At 70.1% G+C, this 23251-nt stretch carries 18 protein-coding genes; 4 read left to right on the forward strand and 14 right to left on the reverse strand.

Going from position 1 to position 23251, the window contains the following annotated elements; translation table 11 throughout:
• Window positions 1-7 precede the first annotated feature (7 nt).
• Window positions 8-763: a pimeloyl-ACP methyl ester esterase BioH gene (bioH, locus tag M0G41_RS15380; RefSeq protein ID WP_248210864.1), complete on the forward strand. Its 756-nt coding sequence runs from the start codon at window positions 8-10 to the stop codon at window positions 761-763.
• A gap of 405 nt (window positions 764-1168) precedes the next feature.
• Here the strand turns inward: bioH and M0G41_RS15385 are convergent, their stop codons facing one another.
• The 10 genes from M0G41_RS15385 to M0G41_RS15430 all read right to left on the reverse strand — a co-directional run bounded on the left by M0G41_RS15385 (window position 1169) and on the right by M0G41_RS15430 (window position 12689).
• Window positions 1169-2809 (reverse strand): diguanylate cyclase, encoded by a 1641-nt coding sequence (locus tag M0G41_RS15385; RefSeq protein ID WP_248210798.1) that lies wholly within the window; start codon window positions 2807-2809, stop codon window positions 1169-1171.
• Complete coding sequence (locus tag M0G41_RS15390; RefSeq protein WP_248210799.1) at window positions 2806-3186, reverse strand: response regulator; 381 nt, start codon at window positions 3184-3186, stop codon at window positions 2806-2808. The genes M0G41_RS15385 and M0G41_RS15390 overlap by 4 nt, the downstream gene beginning before the upstream one ends.
• Window positions 3183-6236 carry an ATP-binding protein gene (locus M0G41_RS15395; RefSeq protein ID WP_248210800.1) on the reverse strand — a complete coding sequence of 1018 codons (3054 nt, stop codon included), beginning with the start codon at window positions 6234-6236 and terminating at the stop codon, window positions 3183-3185. Before M0G41_RS15395 ends, M0G41_RS15390 begins: the two co-directional genes overlap by 4 nt.
• Before the next feature lie 33 nt (window positions 6237-6269).
• Entirely contained in the window at window positions 6270-6890 is a 621-nt protein-coding gene (locus M0G41_RS15400) for a lysophospholipid acyltransferase family protein (RefSeq protein WP_248210802.1), read from the reverse strand.
• Window positions 6872-7393, reverse strand: a complete 522-nt coding sequence (gene arfB / locus M0G41_RS15405; protein ID WP_425511263.1) for an alternative ribosome rescue aminoacyl-tRNA hydrolase ArfB — start codon at window positions 7391-7393, stop codon at window positions 6872-6874. The genes M0G41_RS15400 and arfB overlap by 19 nt, the downstream gene beginning before the upstream one ends.
• 52 nt (window positions 7394-7445) lie before the next feature.
• On the reverse strand, window positions 7446-8042 hold the full coding sequence (locus M0G41_RS15410) for a hypothetical protein (RefSeq protein WP_248210805.1): 597 nt from the start codon (window positions 8040-8042) through the stop codon (window positions 7446-7448).
• A 191-nt stretch (window positions 8043-8233) separates the two neighbouring features.
• Window positions 8234-9580 carry a sigma-54-dependent transcriptional regulator gene (locus M0G41_RS15415; RefSeq protein ID WP_248210806.1) on the reverse strand — a complete coding sequence of 449 codons (1347 nt, stop codon included), beginning with the start codon at window positions 9578-9580 and terminating at the stop codon, window positions 8234-8236.
• Window positions 9577-11010 (reverse strand): sensor histidine kinase, encoded by a 1434-nt coding sequence (locus M0G41_RS15420; protein ID WP_248210807.1) that lies wholly within the window; start codon window positions 11008-11010, stop codon window positions 9577-9579. The genes M0G41_RS15415 and M0G41_RS15420 overlap by 4 nt, the downstream gene beginning before the upstream one ends.
• A gap of 52 nt (window positions 11011-11062) precedes the next feature.
• Window positions 11063-11842, reverse strand: coding sequence for a hypothetical protein (locus M0G41_RS15425; RefSeq protein ID WP_248210808.1), 780 nt, complete (start codon window positions 11840-11842; stop codon window positions 11063-11065).
• Between the two features lie 55 nt (window positions 11843-11897).
• On the reverse strand, window positions 11898-12689 hold the full coding sequence (locus M0G41_RS15430) for an undecaprenyl-diphosphate phosphatase (protein WP_248210809.1): 792 nt from the start codon (window positions 12687-12689) through the stop codon (window positions 11898-11900).
• A gap of 113 nt (window positions 12690-12802) precedes the next feature.
• Here M0G41_RS15430 and M0G41_RS15435 point away from each other — a divergent pair, with 113 nt between their 5' ends.
• Both M0G41_RS15435 and M0G41_RS15440 read left to right on the forward strand, forming a co-directional pair.
• Window positions 12803-14098: an amidohydrolase gene (locus M0G41_RS15435; RefSeq protein ID WP_248210810.1), complete on the forward strand. Its 1296-nt coding sequence runs from the start codon at window positions 12803-12805 to the stop codon at window positions 14096-14098.
• Between the two features lie 97 nt (window positions 14099-14195).
• A complete protein-coding gene (locus tag M0G41_RS15440) occupies window positions 14196-14582 on the forward strand; it encodes a VOC family protein (RefSeq protein ID WP_248210811.1) in 387 nt (128 codons plus the stop codon).
• A 493-nt stretch (window positions 14583-15075) separates the two neighbouring features.
• Here M0G41_RS15440 and M0G41_RS15445 read toward each other — a convergent pair whose 3' ends face one another.
• Window positions 15076-15966, reverse strand: a complete 891-nt coding sequence (locus M0G41_RS15445; protein WP_248210812.1) for an alpha/beta fold hydrolase — start codon at window positions 15964-15966, stop codon at window positions 15076-15078.
• Between the two features lie 75 nt (window positions 15967-16041).
• Complete coding sequence (locus M0G41_RS15450) at window positions 16042-16377, reverse strand: 2TM domain-containing protein (protein ID WP_248210813.1); 336 nt, start codon at window positions 16375-16377, stop codon at window positions 16042-16044.
• Between the two features lie 150 nt (window positions 16378-16527).
• On the opposite strand from M0G41_RS15450, the gene M0G41_RS15455 reads away from it, so the two are divergent.
• A complete protein-coding gene (locus M0G41_RS15455; RefSeq protein ID WP_248210814.1) occupies window positions 16528-19764 on the forward strand; it encodes a S41 family peptidase in 3237 nt (1078 codons plus the stop codon).
• Window positions 19765-20117: 353 nt separating this feature from the next.
• On the opposite strand, the gene M0G41_RS15460 is transcribed toward M0G41_RS15455, so the two are convergent.
• Window positions 20118-22586 (reverse strand): DNA topoisomerase I, encoded by a 2469-nt coding sequence (locus M0G41_RS15460; protein ID WP_248210816.1) that lies wholly within the window; start codon window positions 22584-22586, stop codon window positions 20118-20120.
• 143 nt (window positions 22587-22729) lie between these two features.
• Window positions 22730-23209, reverse strand: a complete 480-nt coding sequence (locus M0G41_RS15465; protein WP_248210817.1) for a DUF494 family protein — start codon at window positions 23207-23209, stop codon at window positions 22730-22732.
• Window positions 23210-23251 lie beyond the last annotated feature (42 nt).

The following is a 23251-nucleotide window of genomic DNA, read 5'->3' on the forward strand; positions in this document are numbered from 1 at the left end:
CGCCGCACTGCATGTCGAGATCCGCGGGGCCGGTCCACCGCTGGTGTTGCTGCACGGCTGGGCCATGCACGGCGGGATCTTCGCGCCGTTCGCCGAGCGCCTGGCGCAACAGCGCACCCTGCACCTGGTCGACCTGCCCGGGCATGGTCACAGCGCGCCGCGGCAGGGCGCCTTCAACCGCGATGCCCTGCTCGACCAGCTGTTCGCCGAGTTGCCCCCGGCGCCCTGGCTGGGCTGGTCGCTCGGTGGCCTGATCGCCATGCAGGCGGCGCTTCGCGCCCCCGAACGGGTCGCTTCACTGGTGCTGCTGTGCGCCTCGCCGCGGTTCGTTCGCGGTGCCGATTGGCCCCACGCGGTGGAGCGCGAGGTGTTCGCCCAGTTCGAGGCCGGCCTGCGCCAGGACTACCGGGCCACCATCGACCGCTTCCTGGCCTTGGAGGCGCACGGCTCCGACCATATGCGTGAAGAGCTGCGCACCCTGCGGGCCGAGGTCTATGCCCGCGGCGAGCCTGCCCGCCATGCCCTGGAAGACGGTCTGCACGTGCTGGAGTCCGAGGATCTGCTGACCGGCCTTCCGCAGCTTGCCGTGCCCAGCCTGTGGATCGCCGGCCGCCGCGACCGCCTGGTGCCCTGGCAGGGCATGCAGGCCGCGGCCGGGCTCTGCCCGGGCGGCCGTTTCCTGCGCATCGATGGCGGCGGTCACGCGCCCTTCCTCAGCCACGCCGACGAAGTCGCCGAGGCGGTGCTGGCCTTCATCGGCTAGCGCGGCCCGCACGCCCTGGGCCCTTGGCCCGATCGCCGCTGCGTGAGCCAAGGGTTGCAGCCTCGCCGCACGGGGCGTAGCCACCGAATACCCGAGTCGCCACGACGGCGCGAGCTTCGGGCGCAAAGCAGACATTCATAGGGTGCGGCTGGCCGCACCGGGCATACCGTCCGAACGCCCGTATCGGTGCGCCAAGGCACACCCTATAGGCCTTCGCCGACCCCCAACGAAGCCCGACTGTGGGAGCGTCCGTGGGCGCGACCGCGGCGCTACGGATTCACCACAGACCGCGGCCAGAGCGCGTCTCCGCGGTCGCGCCCAAGGGCACTCCCACAGAACATCGGCCCAATTGATGCACCGGGACGAATGCGAACTTTGCGCCCGCAGCGATCGCAGGTGGCGGCCTCAGTCGGCGAGTTCGACGCGGTTGCGGCCGTTCTGCTTGGCCGCGTAAAGGGCCTGATCGGCGCGATTGAGCAGTTCTCCGGAGTCGCTGGTGGCCGGGTAGCTGGCGATGCCGGCCGAGAGGGTCACCGAGAACTCCTCGCCGGCGGCGTTGAAATGCAGGGCGCCGAAGCGCTCGCGGATGTCCTCGACGAGGAGGCGGGCGCTGTCGGTGGCGCAATCGGGCAGGATCAGCATGAACTCCTCCCCGCCGTAGCGTCCGATCCGGTCCGACTTGCGTGCACGCTGGCGCAGCAGGTTGCCAAGGGCCCTCAATACCTGATCGCCGACCGGGTGGCCGAAACGGTCGTTGACCCGCTTGAAATGATCGATGTCCAGCATCACCAGGCTGAGCGGCTGACCCTGGCGCTGGGCGCGGCTCAGTTCGGCCAGCAGTTCCTCCTTGATGCGGCCATGCTTGAGCAGTCCGGTCAGGCTGTCCGAATGGATCAGCTGGGCCACCTGCCGGGCCCGTTCCACGCGGGCGCGCACTGCCGCGACCAGATGGCCGTCAGCGATCGGCTTGGTCAGGAAGTCATCGGCGCCCTCGCTGGCGGCAGTCAGCTGCAGGTCGAGGTCGGTTTCCGCCGACAGGAAGACCAGCGGCGTGGCCAGCCAGGCATCGTGCATGCGGATCACGCGGGCCAGCTCCGGGCCGGAGCAGCCCGGCATGTAGAGATCCATCAGCACCAGGTCCGGCTGGAAACGGTCCATCGCGTCCAGGGCCTTGAGCGGATCGGTGCAGATGTCGACCTCGAAGCCCCCCGCCTCCAGCACCGCTGCATGGTGACGGGCGAGCAGATGATCGTCGTCGACCAGCAGCACCTTGCCGCTCTGCGCGATCTGCTCGTCGCGCAGGCGCTCGAGCCGATCGACCACCTGCATCGGATCGAAGGGTCGGACGAAGAACCCGCTGGCGCCGGCCCGCGCGGCCTGCAGGCGCAGCGGCAGGGTGTCTTCACTGGACAGCACGAAGAGCCTTGGGGGACGGCCGCCGCCGCGGGTCCTCGCCTCGCCGAGGTGCTCAAGGAGCGACTTGCGCGCGGCGGGCGCAGCGCCCTGGACGTCGAGGTCGACGAGCACGCCTTCGACACCGACCTCCGGATCGGCGATCTCGGCCTCCAGCTGCGACTGGTCGCTGCAGCGGACGACCGCGTGGCCGAACTGCGACAGCGTGCTGGCCAGGCGCGTGTCGGCCAGTTCGTCATGCGCGGACCAGACCAGTACCGCACCGGGGCCTTTCTCGCCGGGTGCTTCGGTGCGCTCGCGCTGGCTTCGCGACGTGCCGTCCTGCAGCAGCCGGGTCAGCGAGCGCAGCCGCATCGCCAGCGAGGCCAGGCCGCTGTCGTCGCGGCGGCCGCGCTGCTCGCGGACCATCAGTTCGAGGCCGCGGGACTCCCGGCTGAGCTCGGCGAAGCCGAAGCTGCCACCCGAGCCGGCCAGTTTGTGCAACTGGGATTCGACCTCGTCCAGCAGCGAGACATCGTTCAGCTCGACCAGCCGCGAGGCCAGGGCCTCCAGCACCGCGCGCGTACGCTCCCGGTAGTCCCGCCGGAGCACGTCCAGCTGGGCACGGGCCGCGGCGACGCGGTCTGCGTTCAACGCCGGCTCCAGATCTCTCGCAGCTGGGTGGCGAGGCTCATGGGGTCGAAAGGCTTGGCCACCACCGCCAGCGCGCCCAGGCCCATCAGCTGGGCGACCTCGGCCGGCTGCACCTTGGCGGTCATGAATACCACGGGCAGCTCCGCGGTGTCCGGATGCTCGCGCAGCGCCTTCAGCGTGCCCGGGCCGTCCAGGCCAGGCATCATCACGTCGAGGACCACGAGGTCCGGGCGCTCGCGGCGGGCCACGTCGACGGCGTCGTTGCCCGATGCGCAGAGCGAGACCCGCAGTCCGCCCACCGTCTCCAGCGCAAGCTGGGCGATCAGCCGGATGTCGGGCTCGTCCTCGACGCACAACACGTGCTGGAGTTCGCTCATCCCCTGAGCGTACCGCTAGTCGCGGTCGTCCCGCTATCCGCGTTGAACCCTGCCCCGGCGCTTCGCATCAATCTGACCACGGCGGCAAGCAGGTCCGGCGTGTCCTCTCCGGCGCAGTTGCGCGACTTGAGCGAGGCTTCCAGCTCGGCCGCTGCCGCCGACACCTCGGTGAAACCGAAGGTTCCAGCGGAGCCCTTCAGGGTGTGCAGCCGCTCCAGCAACTGATCGCGATCGGCGGCGCCGGCGAGTGCCTCGATCTGCGTCGACTCCTCCCCTAGTCGCGCAGCGTAGCGCTGGCGCAGCGCATCGATCGTGCCGGCGCTGGCGCTGCTGGCCGGGACGCTTCGCCCCGCGGCGGGCAGGTGGCGGGCGAGCAGGGCGTGCAGCGCGTCGCGACGGATCGGCTTGTGCAGAACGTCGGTGCAGCCGGCGTCGAGGAAGCGTCGGCGGTCCTCGGCCAGGACGTCGGCGGTGAGGGCCACGACCGGGCCGGCGAATCCGCGGCTGCGCAGCTGCCGGGTCGCCTGCATGCCGTCCATGACCGGCATGTGCATGTCCATGAGTACCAGGTCCGGCCGCCAGGACGCCGACAGGGCCAGGGCCTCCTCGCCGTCTGCGCAGTCGCGGACCTCGGCTCCGGTGGCCCCGACCAGGACCATGACCAGGCGGCGCAGGTCCTCGACGTCGTCCGCCACCAGTACCCGGCCACGCAGCCTCGGCGCGCCGACACCCAGCGCGCGAGCGGGTGGCAAGGGGGGCGCCTCGGCCGCGGCCAGGCCCAGCGGGAACACGACCGAGAAGCGGCTGCCCAGCCCCGGGCGGCTATGCAGGCAGAGTCGGCCGCCCATGGCCTCGGCCAGGCGCCTGCTGATGAACAGCCCGAGCCCCGAGCCGCCGAAGCGCCGGGTGGTGGAGAGGTCGGCCTGGGAGAAGGGCAGGAAGAGCCTGAGCCGTGCCTCCTCGTCGAGCCCGATGCCGGTGTCACGCACGCTGAACACCAGGGCGGCCCCCCAGCGGCGGGCGCGCACTTCGATCCGCCCGGCAGGGGTGAACTTCAGCGCATTGCCGATCAGGTTGATCAGCACCTGGCGCAAGCGCAGGGGATCGGCGATCAGGGCTGGCGGAAGGTCCGGATCGGCCTCGACCACCAGTTCGAGACCCAGCCGCCGGGCTCGCTCGGAGAACGTCGCACGCAGGTCACGGAGTAGTTCGGCGATGCCGATCGGGGTCGCCTCGACGCGCAGCGAGCCCGACTCGATGCGCCCGGCATCGAGGACGTCGTTCACCACGGCCAGCAGGTGCTCGCCCTGACGGCGGATGGTCTCCAGCGCCTCGCGCTGCGCCTGCGCATCGCCATCGCTCTCCATGGCCAGCTCGGCGTAGCCGAGGATCGAGGTCAGGGGCGTGCGCAGCTCGTGGCTCATGTTGGCCAGGAAGGTCGACTTGGCGTCGGCCAGCCGGCGCGCCTTGGACAGGGCATCGCGCAGGTCCTCGGTGCGGCGGGCGACGCGCTGCTCGAGCTCGTAGTTGGTCTCGGCCTGGTCGCGCAGCGCGGTGCGCAGGCCCTGGTCGAGCTCGGCCAGGCGGCGCAGCATGCCGTTGAAATCCTCGCGCAGTTCGGCCAGCTCGGCGAAGCGTCCGTCCAGGTGGACCGGGCGCAGCGAGTGGGGCTGCTCCAGGTCGATTGCCCTGATGTGCAGCAGCAGCTGGTCCAGCGGCCCGGAAAGCGTCCGGGCGAAGCGCGCCGCCAGCCAGTGGATCAGTGCAAGGCCGGCCACGCAGAGCAGGCCGAGCAGAAAGTGCCCCAAGGTCTGGTGACGGGCGATGGGAGCCAGCTGGCGGAGCGTCGCCAGCCTCCAGCCGAGGCTGTCGATCACGTCCTCTGCCAGCAGGGCGTTGCCGGTGCCACTGAGTACGGCGGCGCCCATCCGTGCCCCTGGACTGAGTGCCGGGTCGTCGAGGAGTTCGGTCGGTGCATGACCGGGCAGGGTGCTGGCGATAACAGCCCCGCGGGCGTCGCGGAGCACCGCGTCGACGCCCTCGGCCGCACCGACCTCGGCGAGCCGGCGACCGATCGCGGCCAACGAAAGTGAGCCTTCGACCACGCCCAGAAAGTGACCCTGCGCGTCGCGGTAGGGCGCGCTGACCGCCACCAGCGGGTCGTTGCCGAAGCCCCGGCCGCGGAACACATCGCTGACGAAAGGTTGGCCGGTCTGTTGCGGCACCTGGAAGTAGTCGCGGTCGCTGACCGGTCCGACGCTGCCCGATGCACCCGGCGCATGGAAGTCGACCAGGTTGCCCTCGGCATCGGTCACCAGCAGGGTCAGGAACCCGCTCAGGCGCCGGCGCAGTCCAGCCAGCCCCGGAGGGTGGCCGCTGGCACTGGCATTGTCGGCCGCCTGGGCCACGGCCCGCAGATGCTCGCCCACATGGTCGCGGACATAGGTGGACAGCTGGGCCTGGGCGCGGCGGGTCTGCTCGGCGGCGTCCACCAGCATGCCCTGCCAGTACCACTGGCCCACCAGCAGCAGGCCGACGAACAGCCCCGGAGCCAGGGCTGCGGTGAAACGGCTGGTGAGGAGGCTGCGAAGGGTGGGCAGCTGGCGTCGCTGCCGCGAGAAGGGGAGGTCGAACAGCAGGTGGCTGGCGAACTGGGCGAGCAGGGCGTTGAGGCAGAGCAGGGCCAGGGCCAGTGGCCAGGGCGCCAGCGGCGGCTCGAGATGCAGCACCACGGCTGCCACCGGCAGGGCCAGAAGCGGGGTCAGCAGCAGGCGCTGGCCCAGGCTTCGCCTGGCCAGCAGGACCGACACCACGCCGAGAAAGCCGCAGAACACGGCGAGCCCCGCGTCGCGGGTGGCCAGCCCGACCAGCAGACCGGCACCAAGGGCCCAGCCGGTCTGGCCGCGGTTAGCAAAACGCGTCGGCACGACCAGGCCGAGCAGCAGGGGTACCGCCCCCGGTGTACCGACCGCCACCGCATTCGCCAGCACCCCGAGCAGCACCGCCAGGGCGGCGCGCCAGGCAAGGATGCGGCGGTCGATGCGGCTCAAGCCGGCGGTCCGCCGCAGGCTGCGAGGGGGCGACTAGACGGTGCCACGGCGCTTGCCGACGTAGGGCCGGTAGTACTCGCGCAGCGCCGCCATGTCGGCCTCGCGGTCGGCCGTGGGCTGGAACAGCTGGCCGATGCCGATCAGCCGGTCGGGATAGTGGAACCAGGCGCAGAGCACCGGCACCCCCGCCTGGCGGGCGATGTGCCAGAACCCGCTGCGCCAGTGCTCCACGCGGCGGCGCGTACCCTCGGGGGCGAGGATCAGCCAGAACACGCGGTGCCGGTTGAAGGCCTCGACGGTCTGCCCGACCACCCCGTTCGCCGCGTGCCGGTTGATCGGCACCGCCCCGAACCAGCGCAGCAGGGGACCGAGCGTCAGCCCGCTGAGGCCGCGGAACAGCTCGGCCTTGGCCATGATGTGCAGCTCGATGCCGAGGGCGAGCTTGGCGGCAAGGCCCCAGATTCCGTCCCAGGCCGAGGAATGCGGCGCGGCGATGATCAGCAGCTTGTCGACGTCGGGCCACTCGCCCTCGACGCGCCAGCCGCCGAGACGCAGCACGGTCCGGCCGATCCAACGGGTGAATGCATTTCCGTGGCGCGGTGCGCGCGGCGGCAGCGGGGCTCGGATCGGGCCGCTCACCCGTCCCGGTCCCATTTGCGTGCGGCGCGATTGCGTTTGATCGTGGCCCGCTCGCGCTTGCTGGCCATGCGTCGTTCCTGCGAGCCGCGGGTCGGCTTGGTCGCGATCCGCGCCTTGGGCGGCTTGAGCGCGGCCATCAGGACTCCGAGAAGGCGCTCCCGCGCATCCTCCCGGTTGCGCTCCTGCGTGCGGAAGCGCTGGGCGAGGATCACCAGCACGCCGTCCTCGGTGATGCGCCGGTCGCGCCGGGCCAGCAGGCGCTGACGCAGGCCGTCTGGCAGCGACGGCGAGCCGCCGATGTCGAAGCGCAGCTCGACCGCGGTGGCGACCTTGTTGACGTTCTGTCCGCCCGGCCCGCTGGCGCGGATGAAGCGCTCGCTCAGCTCGTCTTCGGGAATGGCGATGGAAGGGGTCAGGCGGAGCATGGCTGGGAGCGGAGAGCTGGAAGCGCAGTGTAGCGCCGACCGAGCCTGGCCCAGAACCTTGCGGGCGGCAGGCGGGTGGCCTGCCGCCCGCATGGGTGGCGCCCGAGGATCGATGCGCGCGCATCGATCCAATGAGCGGGTGCTGCTAGTTGACGGCCTCGCGGGTGACCCGGCGTTCCACGGTGATGCGGACGCCGTCGGCGTCGGCGGGGCCGGATCCTGCCTTGGCTTCCTCGATCAGCCGGACCAGCTCGTCCTCATCCATGGCGTCGTCGCCGTGGCGCTTGATCACGACGACCTTGCCCGCATCCGCGCCCTCAAGTCGCTCCTCGATCAGCTCATCGTGCTCGCCGTGCAGGCGGACCACCTTGACCTTGCGGCCATCGGAGCCTTCATCGGCCTCGCCCTTCTCGAAGCGGACCACCTCGACCTCGTGCTTGCCGCCGTGCGCATCGACCCAGGTCCCGTTGACCTCGCCGATCGAGATCTCGTGCGTGGCGCCAGCGATCTCGACATCGAGCGTGCCGCCGCTGCGGCTGACGATGGCCGGCACGCCGGCCTGGGTGGACAGCTGCAAGGTCTGGCCATCGCCCAGGGTGTCGAGGTCGACGCTGAGCACGTGGGCGGTGCCCTGCTTCTCGATGGTGATGTCGGCGATGTCCCCGGCCCGGGCAGGCGCTGCATGGAGTGCGGCGAACAGCAGGGCGGAAAGGGAGAGTGATACGACGGCGTTCCTGTTCATCGGGGGTGCTCCGGTTGGTTGGGGTTGCCCACACACTTCTGCATGCGGCGTGCCAGGCATCCGGCTGGCCTGCGCAGGCCCATTCTGCGTCGAGGCCAGCCGGTCGCGGCAGCCGGCGGTGATCAATTGCGGATCGCGATCCCGATTTGGGGACTGTGGACCAGGACCCTTCCGCTGCGCGGATGACCGGCTCAGACGCCGTGCTTCTCCAGCCGGTAGAGGAAGGCCTTGTAGGGCAGGCCCAGCAGGGCGGCGGCGCGCTTCTTCTGGCCCTGCGCCAGGTCCAGCGCCTGCTGCAGCAGCGAATGCTCCATCGCGTCCCAGTCGATGCCCTCGGCAGGCAGGACGAAGCCGGGCGCCGCCTGCCGGCGCGGCGCATCGGGCAGGTCGTCGAGCGAGGGCTCGCCATCCTCCGCCAGCAGCATCAGGCGCTCGACGGTGTTGGCCAGCTCGCGCACGTTGCCGCTCCACGGGCGGTCTATCAGCGCGCGCAACACGTTCCGCGGAAAGGCCACTTCGGGCAGGCCGTGCTGGCGCGCTGCACGGCGGGCGAAGTGGTCGACCAGCAGCGGGATGTCCTCGCGCCGGTCGCGCAGCGGAGGCAGGGTCAGGCCGACCACGTTGAGCCGCCAGTAGAGGTCCTCGCGGAAGCGGCCCTCGGCGACTTCGATGGCCAGCTCGCGGTTGGTCGCGGCAATGACCCGCACGTCGACCGCGGTCTCGCGGGCGCCGCCAACGCGGCTGATCCGGCCCTCCTGCAGGGCTCGCAGCAGCTTGGGCTGCAGCGCGAGCGGCAGCTCGCCGATCTCGTCGAGGAACAGGGTGCCGCCGTGGGCGTTCTCGAAATGCCCGGCGCGGGCGCTCTGCGCGCCGGTATAGGCGCCGCGCTCGGCGCCGAAGAACTCGGACTCGACCAGGCCTTCGGGAATCGCCGCGCAGTTGACCGCCACGAAGGGCCGGTCGGCGCGGCGCGAAAGCCGATGCAGGGCGCGGGCCACCAGCTCCTTGCCGGTGCCCGACTCGCCCTGCACCAGGACTGTCGCATCGGTCGGGGCGAGCCGCTCGATCTGCCGATAGAGGCGCTGCATCGCCGGCGCCCGGCCGATGAGGTCTACCAGCTGCTCCCGCTCGCCCAGCGCATCATTCAGCCGCCGGTTCTCCTCGCGCAGTTCGCGGGTACGCAGCGCCTTGTCCACGGTCAGCAGCAGGGCCTGCCGCTCGAAGGGCTTGGCCAGGTAATCGTCCGCCCCGGCGCGGATTGCCTCGACCGCGTGCTGGATGCTGCCGTAGGCGGTCATCAGCACGAAACTCAGCTCGGGGCGCCGCTGGCGCACCTCGCGCAGCAGGGCCAGGCCGTCGCCGTCGGCAAGACGGAAATCCGAGAGCACCATCACCAGTTCCGGCACGCCGAGCTGGGCCACGGCGGCATCGAGACCCTCGGCGCTGAGCACGCGGAAGCCGGCACCGTCGAGGATGTCCGAAACCAGCGTGCGCTGGGCGGCATCGTCCTCGACCAGCAGCAGGTGGCCGCGGCTCATGCCCCCGCCTCGCGCCGTTCGCGTTGCCGCAGCTGCAGCCGCGCCACCGTGCCGCCTTGCTCGCGATCATCCAGAACCAGGCTGCCGCGATAGCGGAGCCTGACCAGGCGCTCGGTGAGGTACAGGCCCATGCCGGCGCCGGCCGGCTTGCTGCTCACATGCGGCTGGAACAGCCGTTCACGTACGCTGGCCGGAAGGCCGGGGCCGCGGTCGGCCACCTCGACCCGCAGGCCATCCTCGGCCTCGTGCGCGCGGATCTCGACCTCGCCGCCCTCGGCACTGGCTTCGAGCGCGTTGATCACCAGGGCGTGCAGGATGATGCGCAGCTCGGCAGCCACCGCCGCCAGACGAAGCCCCGTGCGTTCGCGACGGATTGCAACGCGGCCCTGGGCGCGCTGGCTCGCTTCGAGCACGACGTCCCCGATCACCTCATCCAGTTCCACCATCTGGATGGCCGCGCCGGCGCTGGCCGAGAGCGCGAGGAACCCGCGCAGGGCCTGGTCGATGCGTGCCAACTGCTCCCTGCCGTTGTCAGCCAATGCCGCGGCCTGGACCCGGTCGCCATCGGCGGCCAGCGCTTCGAGGCTGAGGCCCAGCGCGTGCAGCGGGTTGCGCAGCGAATGCGCAAGCCCGCGCCCGATCTCGCCGAGCTCGGCCAGCTCGCGATCGGCACGCAGGGCGTCGGCTTCCGCCTGCAGTCGGGACAGGTCGTCGGCCATCCGGTTGAAGGCTTCCAGGCTGCGCCGCACTTCCGGAGGGCCGTTGGGCACCACGCGCTGCGAAAGCTCGCCATGGCCCAGCCTTTCGCTTGCCTGCGCCAGCTCGCGCAGGGGCGCCGCCACGCGCCGCGCCATCCATGCCGCGGCCACCAGGCCGAGCAGCAGCAGCGTGCCCAGCCCCCAGAGCAGCCGCTGGCGGAAGTCGTCGATGGCCCGGTCGGCGCGCGAGGCGGGAATCGGAATCGGTACGCTGAGCCCGTCGCCGGACTGCAGCCACAGGACCGGATCGGCGTGGGAAGCCAGCCCCACCGGAGCCTGTGCGGCGCCCGCGGGCGGCCGATGGCTGCGCTGCAGAGCGCGCCGTGCCGGGTGATCGTCGGGCAGGGCCGCGATCTGCTCGGGGCTCAGGCGCTCGCCGTTGACCACCACTTCCAGCCTGCTCTCGGCCACTCCCCCATCGACCGGATCGGGCCCATGCAGCACAACCGTTTCCACTTCATGGAGGGTGCCGCCCTCCGCCGGGCTACGCTCGACCAGCGCCGCGTGCTCCTCGCGGACGAGGGTGAACACGCGGGCGCCCACGCTGCGGGCAGTGTCTCCGAGCGCGCTTTGCATGTCGCGGGTCAGCGCGTCAAGGCCGAACAGCGCGGCAAGACCGAGCGCGCCGAGCAGGGCGGCGAAGGCGAGGGTGAGACGGAGCTGGAGGGTCATGTCAGGCGGTTCGGTAGGAGTCGCCTGGAGGCAGCAAGCTGCGTGCCAGCCCTCAACCGCCGAGCTGGCAGGCGCCGATCGGCGTTTCCTGTGCGGCCTTCCACGTGTCCTCATCCAGAGCCTGTTCCTGGGAGGGGGGGAACTCGATCCGCACGCTGAGGTTCTCCTCCGGCGTCCTGCGGATATTGGACAGGCCGGCAAAACGGGTCAGCCGTCGGTCGCTGTTCCGGTAGCTGACGTCGATCGGATCGGCGAACCAGCCGAGAAGGCCGGAGACGGCAAGCTGGAAGTTGCTGACGCTGTCGCCGAAAAGCTGCTCCTCACCGACCTTGCGCACCTTGAAGCCATAGGCGGCCAGCCGGCTGGGGACGACGAAGCGCAGCGGTACCGCCTTGCCCGCCTGCAGCCTGTCCCACTGCGCGCGGACAAACTCGTCAAAGCCTGCATCGACCACCAGGGACTCGCCGAGCGAGATCGAGTCCTCCTCGCGTGGGGCGTCGCTGCTGCGTCGGACGTAGATCGATCCGGCGATCTTGCCGCGGGAGAAGCCTTCCTGGTAGCCGAAGCGGGCATCCTGCTGGTCGAACTGCGGCGCGTAGGGCGGCTCGCCATAGCGCACGTGCTTGCGGGCAAACGCATTGCCATCCGGGCAGCGGTACACAACGAAACGTTCCACCGGAACGCCGGCCTCCTGGCGCAGCACGTGGTGTTCGGTGTAGAGCACCGTGTCACCCTCCAGGGAGCGCGCGTCGCCGCGGTAGGCGATGCCCTCCAGGGCGGCGGCGGGAGACGCGGCAACGAGAAGCAGAAGTGCTTGGGCAATCGGTCGCATGGCGTCCACTAGAACAGTCGGGGCGTGCACAGGGTGTCGTGTTGCGCCAGCCGCATCAACTGCCGGCAGGCAGCCCGAGCAGCAGGGCGGCGCCCAGTGCGATCCGATACCAGGCAAAGGGGACGAAGGTGTGGCCCTTCACGTAGCCGAGCAGCCAGCGCACGGCGATGAACCCGGTGATGGTCGCGGCCACGAAGGCCACCGCCAGTTCACCCCAGGCCTCTGCGTCCCCGCCCTCCATGAGATGGCGCAGCACCTCGTAGCCGGTGGCCGCGAACATGGTGGGAATGCCGACCAGGAAGGCGAACTCGGTGGCCGCCGGCCGACGGCCGACGCCCGCCAGCATGGCGGCGAAGATCGCCGCTGCCGATCGCGAGGTGCCGGGGAAGACGCCGGCCACCACCTGGGCCGCGCCGACCACCAGGGCGACTTTCCAGGTGATCTCGGCGATGTCGCCGAAATGCCGGGCGCGGCGCTCGATCAGGAGGATGGCGACGCCGCCGAGCAGCAGCGCCCAGGCCACCGGCGTCACCGTCTCGGGCAGCTCCACGCCGCCGAGCTTGGCCGCCAGGCCCAGCACGGCCGTGACCGCGAAGGCGGCGGACAGCTTGAGCAGGTAGTCGCGCTGGGCGGGCTGCTGCCAGCCCGTGGCGAGGCTCCAGATCCGCTGGCGGTAGACCAGGGTGATGGCGAGGATGGCCCCGGACTGGATGGCGATGTTGAACAGGTCCGAGCGTGCACCGAGCCAGTGCTGGGCAATCAGCAGGTGGCCGGTACTGGAAATGGGCAGGAACTCGGTCAGGCCCTCAAGGATGCCGAGCAGCAGCGCGGCCAGCAGGTCGTTCACGGCAGACGGGATTCGGGAAAGGCCGCAAGGATAGCCGCATCCGGCACCGGGCCGGCTTTGACTTCCCAGGCCGATCGGCGACCATCGGGGTCCCCCCGAGCGTGGAGAAGCCGATGCGTGCCCTCTTGGCCTGTGCCTTCCTTCTGGGCTGCGGCCTGGTCCAGGCGAACCCGGTCGAGGCGCTGGCCGCGCCGCTCGATGCCAAGGTCCAGGCCTGGCGGCGCGACATTCACCAGCATCCGGAGCTGAGCAACCGGGAGACCCGCACCGCCGCCCTGGTCGCCGCCCACCTGCGCGCGCTGGGGCTGGAGGAGGTGCGCACCGGACTCGCCCACCACGGGGTCACCGCGGTGTTGCGTGGGGCCCGGCCCGGCCCGCGTATCGCCCTGCGTGCCGACATGGACGCGCTGCCGGTCACCGAGGCCGTCGACCTGCCGTTCGCCTCCAGGGTCACCACCGAGTTCCGCGGCGACACCGTGGGCGTGATGCACGCCTGTGGTCACGACGCCCACACCTCCATCCTGATGGGCGTGGCCGAGGCCCTGGCCGGCCAGCGCGAGCGCCTGGCGGGCGAGATCCTGTTCGTATTCCAGCCGGCCGAGGAGGGGGCGCCCAAGGGCGAGGAGGGCGGCGCCAGCCTGATGCTGCGCGAGGGCCTGTTCGAAGGATTCAAGCCCGAGGCCATGTTCGGCCTGCACGTCTGGAGTGCGATGCACGTCGGCGAGATCGGCTACCGGTCCGGACCGTTCATGGCCGCCTCGGACAGCTTCGCGATCACCGTCAAGGGCCGCCAGACGCACGGCTCGCGGCCCTGGGGCGGCATCGACCCGATCGCCATCTCGGCCCTGCTGATCGGCTCGGCCCAGCAGATCGTCTCGCGCGAAATGAACATCTCGCACCTGCCGGTGGTGCTCAGCTTCGGCGCGATCAAGGGCGGCATCCGCAACAACATCATCCCTGACCAGGTCGAGATGATCGGCACCATCCGCAGCTTCGACGAGGCCATGCGCGAGGACGTATTCGTCCGGCTGCGCCGCGTTGCCGAGCACACCGCCGCCGCGCACGGTGCCTCGGTGGAGCTCAGCGTTCCGGACCCCAACGGCAATCCGGTCACCGTCAACGACCCCGCGCTGACCCGGCGCATGCTGCCCTCGCTGGCCTCGGTGGTCGGCGCCGAGCAGGTCCACGAGATGGGCCTGGTGATGGGCGCCGAGGATTTCAGCTACTACGCCCGCGAGGTGCCGGCGCTGTTCTTCTTCGTCGGCTCCACCCCGCGCGGCGTGCCGTTGGCCGAGGCGCCGAGCAATCACTCGCCGCATTTCTTCCTCGACGAGGGTTCGCTGCGCATCGGGCTTCGCGCCATGCTCCAGCTGGTCGCCGACTACGGACTGCTGCCCGCCGGGAGCTGAGCCTCCACTCAGGAAATTTCCGTGACCGCCGGCACCCCCGGTGCCGGGCTGGGCGGCGTAAGCTGTAGTGGCCTTCCACTGAAGCGGGGGTACCGTCATGGCAAGACCGAACGATCTCGCGCACTTCGCGATCCATGCCGACGATTGCGAGCGTGCCCGACACTTCTACGAGCGGGTCTTTGGCTGGCACTTCCTGTCCTGGGGCACGCCCGGGGTCTGGATGATCCGCACCTCCCTGCACGCCCCGGTCTACGGGACCCTTCAGCAACGCGAGCATCCGGCGGCCTCGGGCGGCGGCATGCGCGGCTTCGAGTGCACCATCGCCGTGGCCGACGTCAGCACGCTTGGCGACCGCATCGTCAAGGCAGGGGGCAAGATCCTCGCTCCGCCGGCCCTGGTCGAGGGCGTGGGCACCGTCATCCGCTTCGAGGACACCGAAGGCAACCCGGTCAGCGCCATGCGCTACGAGGAGCACCGGCACTAGGGGCGGGACGTTCGGGGAGAAGGTCGGCTCCGGCGCAAACCGGCCGTTCGCCACCGCCCCCGGGCGGGCGAGCTTTTCGTAGGAGCGGACATGGCCGCGACCGCGGAGCTGAGCCCTGGCCGCGGTCCGTGGCAGATCGACGGCGCTTCGCTCGCGGGCATGCCCTCTCCCACAGTCGGGCCTCGTCGCGGTGTCGAGGGCAAGGTCCGCTTCGGGCGCGGGGTGCGTGTTCGCCCCGGCCCAACACATGGGCCGTTTCTCTGTGGGAGTGCCCTTGGGCGCGACCGCGGAGGTGCGCTCCGGCCACGGTCTGTGGTGAATCCGTAGCGCCGCGGTCGCGCCCATGTGCGCTCCTACAGTCGGGCTTCGCTGGGCGTCAGCGAAGGCCCATAGGATGTGCCGTGGCGCACCGATACGGGCGTTCGGACGGTACGCCCGGTGCGGCCAGCCGCACCCTATGAATGTCCTTCTTGCGCCCGAAGCCGCCTTGACCTCAGCCCAGCGGATTCTGCTCGAGGAAGCGGCGCACCTTGGGCACGAACTCGCGGTGCTTCTCTTCCAGCACGTAGTGACCCGCATCGTCCCAGGCGTGCACCTCGGCCTTGGGCAGGGCGGCGGTGAAGCCGTCGAGGAAGTGCCTGTCGAAGACGAAGTCCTGCAGTCCCCAGCCTAGAATCGCCGGGCGGTCGGCAAATTCGGGCAGGCGCTTGCCGGCGGCCTCGACCAACGACCAGGCGCGATCACCGGGGGCGAGCGGGATGTCCTGGACGAAACGCAGGGTGCTGATCCGGTTCTGCCAGCTGTCGTAGGGCGCGCAGTAGGCGCGGCGGACCTCGGCCGGCATCCTGTGCACGACGCCGAAGCGCGCGGCGCCGGCGGCGAAGGCATTGAAACCGCGGATCAGCAGCGCCCCGAGCTTCGAATCGCGGCCTAGGGTCAGCTGCCAGGGCATCTTCTTCGCCGTCGGCAGGGTGAAGGCGGCGGTATTGGTGATCACCAGCCGGCGCACCGCGGCAGCGTGCGACAGCGCCCAGCCGAAACCGATCATCCCGCCCCAGTCATGCACGGCCAGGGTGATGTCACGCTCGATGCCGAGATGCTTGAGCAGGGCGCTGAGGTCATCGACCCGCGACTGCAGGGTGTAGGCGTAGTCGGCGTCACCCGGCTTGTCGGAGAAGCCCATGCCGATATGGTCGGGGACGATGCAGCGGTAGCGGTCGCGCAGGCCGAGCACCAGGTGCCGCCAGTAGTAGGACCAGCTCGGATTGCCGTGCAGCATGACGATGACCTCGCCATCCCGCGGGCCTTCGTCGAGATAGTGCATGCGCAGGCCCGGGCGCACCTCGTGGTAGCGGCCTTCGAAGGGGTAGTCGGGCAGGGACATCGGGCGCGCTCGGCCGGAAGGGGCGCCAAGTATCGGTGCTGGGTCCGCGCAACGGAACCCCGGGCGGCGCGGAGTTCAGCGCTCCGGTGGGGCGACGGGCTCCGCCGCGGGCTTCGGCGATGGCGCAGGCGGCGGCGCCGGCGGCGACACGTTGGCCGACCCGCCCGGCGCGACCGGCTGGCGACGCGTCCAGAGCAGCGCGGCGAGACCAGCCAGTAACGCGGCAAAACCGGCCAGTTTGGCGGCGCGCCACCAGGCCGAGATCACCGCGATGCCCATGCCCAGCACCACCCACTGCACCCACCAGACGCCGGGCGAGGTCATCAGGTTGATCACGAAGCACAGCGCGATCACGCCGATCGCCTTGAACGGCAGGGTGATGGCCTCATGCACGGTGCGCAGCGGGTTCATGGCGGTGTCCTGGCGGGCTGACAGCCATCCCGACGTGGTCAGGCCGCCGACGTGACGGCGCGTAGCGCGCTCGCCCCGCCTTCCGGCCCTGACTTCGGCGTCGAGGGTCTGCTAGGTTCCGGTCTTTCCCCAGACGCCGGAGCCTCCCGCATGCGCCGACTGCTGTCCCTGGCCCCGCTGCTGCTTTGCGCCGCGGCCGCCGCACAGAGCCCGACCAAGCTGCTGCGCTTTCCCGACATCCACGCCGACCGTGTCGTCTTCGTCTACGCCGGCGACCTGTACAGCGCACCCCTGGCCGGCGGCACGGCGGCTCGCCTGACCTCGCACGAGGGCCAGGAACTGTATCCGCGCTTCTCGCCGGACGGCACGAGGATCGCCTTCTCGGCCGAGTACAACGGCACCCGCCAGGTGTTCACCATTCCCGCCGGCGGCGGCGAGCCGCGCCAGCTCACCTGGTACAACGACGTCGGCCCGATGCCGCCCCGGGGCGGCACGGACAACCGGGTGCTCGACTGGAGCCCGGACGGTCGCTGCATCCTCGTGCGGATGAACCGCACACCGTGGGACGAGCGCAACGGGCGCCCCTACTGCGTGCCGGCCGATGGCGGCACCGAATATCCGCTGGCCGTCCCCGAGTCGGGTGGCGCTGCCTACAGCCCGGACGGCAAGTCGCTGGCCTTCACCCCGATCGACCGCGATTTCCGCAGCTGGAAGCGCTACCGCGGCGGTCGCGCCCAGGACGTCTGGACCTATGACCTTGTCGCCAATAGCTCGCGCCGGCTGACCACCAGCACCGCGACCGACCACCAGCCGATGTGGCTTGGAGACGAGGTGTTCTTTGTGTCCGACCGCGCGCTCGGCACGCTGAACCTGTATCGCATGCCGGCCGCCGGCGCGGAGGCGCAGGTCCGCCCGGCAACGGAATTCAGTGACTTCGACGTGCTCTGGCCGGCCGCCGGCCCCGGCGGCATCGTCTTCGAGAAGGGCGGGGCGATCTGGCACTTCGATCCGGCTACCGGCAGCGCCCGCGAGATTCCGATCCGCGTCGCCGCCGATCTGCCCGAGACCCAGCCGCGTTTCGTCGATGCGGCGAAGTTCATCGACTCCTTCTCCCTGTCGCCGGGCGGCGAGCGCGTCGCATTCGCCGCCCGCGGCGAGCTGTTCAGCGTGCCCGCGAAGCACGGCGCGACCCGCAACCTGAGCCTCAGCCCTGATGCCCGCGAGCACAGCGTGAGCTGGTCCCCGGACGGCAAGCGGCTGGCCTTCTTTTCCGATGCCACCGGCGAGTACGAGCTTTACGTGCAGGATCAGGACGGCCGCGCCGCGCCGCGCAAGCTGACCGACGCCGGCGACAGCTGGCCGCTTCCTGCGGTGTGGTCGACGGATGGCAAGCGCATCGCCTTTGCCGACAAGCTGCGCCGCCTGCATATCGTCGACGTCGACGGCGGCAGCCGGCGGCTGGTCGACACCGGCAGCTACAGCGACCTCGACGACTACCGCTTCTCGCCCGATGGTCGCTGGCTGGCCTACGTCAAGGACAACGCCAGCCGTAACAGTTCAATCTGGCTGTACTCGCTGGACAGCGGCGAGCGCCACCAGCTCACAGGCGACACCAGCCGCGAGCGCTCGCCGGTGTTCGACCCCAAGGGACGCTGGCTGTACTTCCTCTCCGATCGCGACTTCAACCTGACCTTCAGCGCCTACGAGTTCAACTTCCTCTACACAAATGCCACGCGGATCTACGCCGCGGCGCTGTCCGCCGAAGGCGCGCCGTTCTACCCGCAGCGCAGCGACGAGGTCGGCGCGGGTCAGGACGGCAAAGGCCAAGACGGCAATGGCAAGTCCGAAGGTCCGACCCGGATCGACATCCCCGGCTTCGCCAGCCGGGTCCAGGCGCTGAAGGTGCCCGCCGGCCAGTACGGCGGCCTGTCGGCGAATGCCAAGGGCGTGTTCTTCGTCGCTGCGGGCAACGGCCGTGGGACCCTTCGCTTCATCGGGGCGGACGACGACGAGCCGAAGGACGTCGCCTCGATCACCGGCTACGCGCTGTCCGCCGATGGCGACAAGCTGCTGCTGCGCCGCGGCACGGAGTTTTCCGTGGTCGAGGCCAAGCCCGATGCGAAGTTCGATTCCGGCAAGATCGACCTCGGCGACATGCAGCTGCGCATCGAACCGCGTCGTGAGTGGCGCCAGCTGTTTGTCGACGGTTGGCGCATCCTGCGCGACGTCTTCTACGAGCCCGGCATGCATGGCCAGGACTGGCCCGCCATTCGCGCCAAGTACGAGTCCCTGCTGCCGCACGTCGCCTCGCGCGCCGACCTCGACTACCTGTTGCAGGAGATTGCCGGCGAGGCCAATGCCGGCCACGTCTATGTCGAGGCCGGCGACCAGGTGCGTGTGGCGCGCAAGCCCGGCGGCCTGCTAGGCGCCGAGCTGGTGCCCGATGCCAGCGGCTATGTGCGCATCGAGAAGATCTTTGCCGGCGAGAACTGGGATAAACAGCGCCGCTCGCCGCTGACCGAGCCCGGCGTCAAGGTGGCCGAGGGTGAGCTGATCCTGGCCATCGACGGCCAGAGCACGCGCGGCGTCGACAACGTATACCGCCTGCTGGAGAACAAGGCCGACAGGCTGGTGGAACTGCGCGTTGCGAAGCGTCCGGACGACTCTGCCGCGCGCACCGTGCGCGTCCACACGATCGACTCCGAGCTCTCGTTGCGCTACCTCGACTGGGTGGCCGAGCGCCGGCGGATGGTCGAGGCGGCGAGCGACGGCCGCATCGGCTACATCCACGTGCCGAACACCGCGGTGGAGGGCAGCCGGGAGATGTTCCAGGGGCTGCTCGCCTACGGCTCGCGCGATGCGCTGATCATCGACGACCGCTACAACGGTGGCGGCTTCATTCCCGACCGCATGGTCGAGTGGCTCTCGCGCACGCCGCTGAACTACTGGAAGCAGCGGGGTCTCGAGCCCAATGCCACGCCGCTGCTCTCTCATCGTGGACCCAAGGCCATGCTCATCAATGGCCTGTCCAGCTCCGGCGGCGACGCCCTGCCGTACTACTTCCGCAAGCTGCAGCTCGGCCCGCTGATCGGTACCCGCACCTGGGGCGGCCTGATCGGCATCCAGAGCGGCAGCAACCCGCGCCTCGCGGACGGCGGCGCGGTTCTGGCGGCGAGTTTCCGCTTTCTCGACACCGAAGGGCGCTGGGCGGTGGAGGACGAAGGCGTGTCGCCCGACCGCGAGGTCATCGATCGCCCCGAGCTGGTCGCTGCTGGCCGCGACCCCTCGCTGGAGGCAGCCATTGCCCACCTGATGGCCGAACTGCAGCGCAATCCGCCCCGGCCGGTCACCGCGCCACCCGCGCCGACGCAGTTCCCGCGGGAATAGGGCGGGCGGCGGGATCGGGCGCGAAGCGGACATTCATAGGGTGCGGCTGGCCGCACCGGGCGTACCGTCCGAACGCCCGTATCGGTGCGCCCAAGGCGCACCCTAGGGGGCTTCGCCGACGCCCAACGAAGCCCGACTGCAGGAGCGCACATGGGCGCGACCGCGGCATGACGTGTTCTCCACAGACCGCGGGCAGAGCGAACCTCCGCGGTCGCGGCCATGTCCGCTCCTACGAAGAGCCCGCCCGATCGGGGTCGGTGGCGAATCTCCGCTTCGCGCCCGAACCGGTCGCGCAGCCTGCCGTTCGGCCCGCTACGCCTCTTTTCGACGCGTGCCCGGCCCCGTGACGTGGATCAGGCTGACTTCTTGGCTGCCGACTTCTTGGCCGGGGCCTTCTTCGCGGTGGCCTTCTTGGTCGCTTTCTTCGCGGGGGCCTTCTTGGCTGCCTTCTTGGCTGGGGCCTTCGCCTCGGCGGCCTTCTTGGCCGGAGCCTTCTTCGCCGCGGTCTTCTTCGCACCGAAGCGACCCCGCGCCGGCTTGGCCGGGGCGTTGGCGAGGATTTCCTGGCATTCCTCAAGGCTCAGCGATGAAGGCTCGCGGTCCTTGGGGATCTTGCCGTTCTTCGCGCCGTCGGTGATGTACGGCCCGTAGCGGCCGTTCAGCACCTGGATGTCGCTGCCCTCGAACTCGCGGATGATCCGGTTGGCGAGGATCTCCTGCTTCTCGCGGATCCGCGCCAGGGCCTCCTCGCCGCTGATCGTGTACGGGTCATCTTCCTTCTTCAGCGAGGCATAGGTGCTGCCGAGCTTGGCGAACGGCCCGAAGCGGCCGATGCCGACGCTGAGCGCCTCGCCGTCGACCTCGCCGAGGGCGCGCGGCAGCTTGAACAGCTCCAGCGCCTCCTCCAGCGTGATGGTGTGCATGCTCTGTCCGCCGCGCAGCGAGGCGAACGTCGGCTTCTCCTCGTCGTCGGCGGTGCCGATCTGGGCGAACGGCCCGTAGCGACCGAGGCGAACGCTGACCGGCTTGCCGCTCTTGGGGTCGGTTCCCAGCTGGCGGGCGCCGGTGGCCTCGCTGCGGTCGACGCTCTGCGCCTTGTCATCGACCAGCGCCTTGAACGGCTTCCAGAACCGCTCCATCAACGGCTGCCACTCCTCCTCGCCGCGGGAAACGGCGTCCAGCTCGTCCTCGAGCTTGGCGGTGAAGTCGTAGTCGACGTACTGGGTGAAGTGCCCGGTCAGGAACTTGGCTACCGCGCGGCCGACGTCGGTCGGTCGGAAGCGGCGGCTGTCGAGGTAGACGTACTCGCGGTTCAGCAGCACCTGGATGATGCTGGCATAGGTGCTGGGGCGGCCAATGCCGTGCTCTTCCAGGGCCTTGACCAGCGAGGCCTCGGAGAAGCGCGGCGGCGGCTCGGTGAAGTGCTGGCCGGTGACGATGCTGTCGAGCGGCACGCTTTCGCCGACGCGCAGCGCGGGCAGCTTGCGGCCCTCGTCCTCGTCCTCGGCCTTTTTCTCGTCGCGGCCCTCCTCGTAGACGGCGAGGAAGCCCGGGTCGACGACCGTGGTGCCGGTGGCGCGGAAGGCGTGGTCCTTGCTGGCCGCCAGCTCCACCGACACGGTGTTCAGCGTGGCGGGGATCATCTGGCAGGCGACCGCGCGCTTCCATATCAGCTCGTACAGGCGCAGCGCATCGGGGTCGAGGAAGGCGGCCACCGACTTCGGCGTACGCAGGGCCGACGTCGGGCGGATCGCCTCGTGGGCCTCCTGCGCGTTCTTCGACTTGGTCTTGTACTCGGTGGCCTGCGGCGGCAGCGCATGCTGGCCGAAGTCGCGGGCGATCACCTCGCGCAGTTCAGACACCGCTTCCTGCGACAGGTGCGTGGAGTCGGTACGCATGTAGCTGATCAGGCCGACCGTGCCCTCGCTGCCCAGGGCCACGCCCTCGTACAGCTTCTGCGCGATGCGCATGGTGCGGCTGGTCGAGAAGCCGAGCTTGCGCGCGGCCTCCTGCTGCAGGGTCGAGGTGATGAAGGGCGGCGCTGGGCGGCGCTTGCGCTCTTTCGACTGCACGTCAGCGACCTGCAGTTTGCCGCCGGCGGCGTCCAGCAGGCGGGTGCGTGCGGCCTCGGCGGTGTCGCCATCGGTAATCGTGAACTGCTCGAACTTGGCGCCATCAAGCTTGACCAGGCGCGCGGCGAAGTTCTGGCTGGGGTGGGCCAGCTGGGCCTCGACGCTCCAGTACTCGCGTGGGACAAAGGCTTCGATCTCCTCCTCGCGCTCGACGATCATCCGCAGCGCGGGGCTCTGCACGCGGCCGGCGGACAGGCCGCGCTGCACCTTGCGCCAGAGCACCGGCGAGAGGTTGAAGCCGACCAGATAGTCGAGCGCGCGGCGTGCCTGCTGGGCGTTCACCAGGTCGGCCGACACCGCCCGCGGCTTGGCCATGGCTTCCTTGATCGCGCGGGGGGTGATCTCGGTGAACACGACGCGCTGCAGGGAGCGGTCCTTGAGCAGGCCGCGCTCGCGCAGGATCTCCGCGATGTGCCAGCTGATCGCCTCGCCCTCGCGGTCCGGGTCGGTGGCCAGGAACAGCGACTCGGCCTCCCTGGCGGCCTTGGCGATGGCGTCGACGTGTCGTTCGTTCTTGTCGATCACCTCGTAGTTCATGGCAAAACCGTTGTCCGGATCGACCGCGCCCTCCTTGGGCACCAGGTCGCGGACATGGCCGTAGGAGGCGAGGACCTGGAAGTCCTTGCCGAGGTACTTGTTGATGGTCTTGGCCTTGGCGGGCGACTCGACGATCAGCAGGTTCTTTGCCATGGGTGGGTTATTCCGGAGCGGGCACACAGGCCACGTGAAAGAAAACGCCCGGGCCCCAGGGGCTCGGGCGTTTTCCTAGTGGAAACACAGGGTCGGAAGAGCTGTCAAGCAAACCGGCGCCGAGCGGGCGGCCGGGGCGGGGGTCAGTGGACAGGCTCGCCTTCGCCGTCAAACATGTGGTTTTCCATCCAGGCAAAGGCGGCTTCCTGCCCGGGCTGGTTGAACAGCACCATCAGGACCACCCATTTCAGGTCTTCGACGTCGATCTGCTCATGGTCCAGCGCCATCGCCCGGTCGAGCACCAGCTCGCGGGAGGTGGCATCCAGCACCCCGTTCTGCTCCAGGAACAGCAGCAGGCCGCGGCATTCGTGGTCGAGCCGGGCAAGTTCAGGATCGGAGAACAGGCGCAGCGAGCCGGGGACCGCGCGCGGAGTGATCGGGGCTTCATGACGCTGCTCGGCGAGCCCGTCGAGCCAGTCGAAGGCCTTGCTGATCTCACTGGGGCTGAAGCCGGCCTGGAGCAGGCTGCCCTGGAGCGAATCGCGATCGCGAACCGCATCCGGTTCTTCGTAGAAGTAGTGTTCGAACAGGTAAAGCAATACGTCCAGTACGGTCTCTTTCATCCACCCTCTGCCTGCGCCGCGGGAAGGCGGCGCGTTGGGGAC

Origin of the sequence: Pseudomarimonas salicorniae (genome assembly GCF_023156535.1) — a bacterium.
In the GTDB taxonomy this organism is placed as follows: domain Bacteria; phylum Pseudomonadota; class Gammaproteobacteria; order Xanthomonadales; family Xanthomonadaceae; genus Pseudomarimonas; species Pseudomarimonas salicorniae.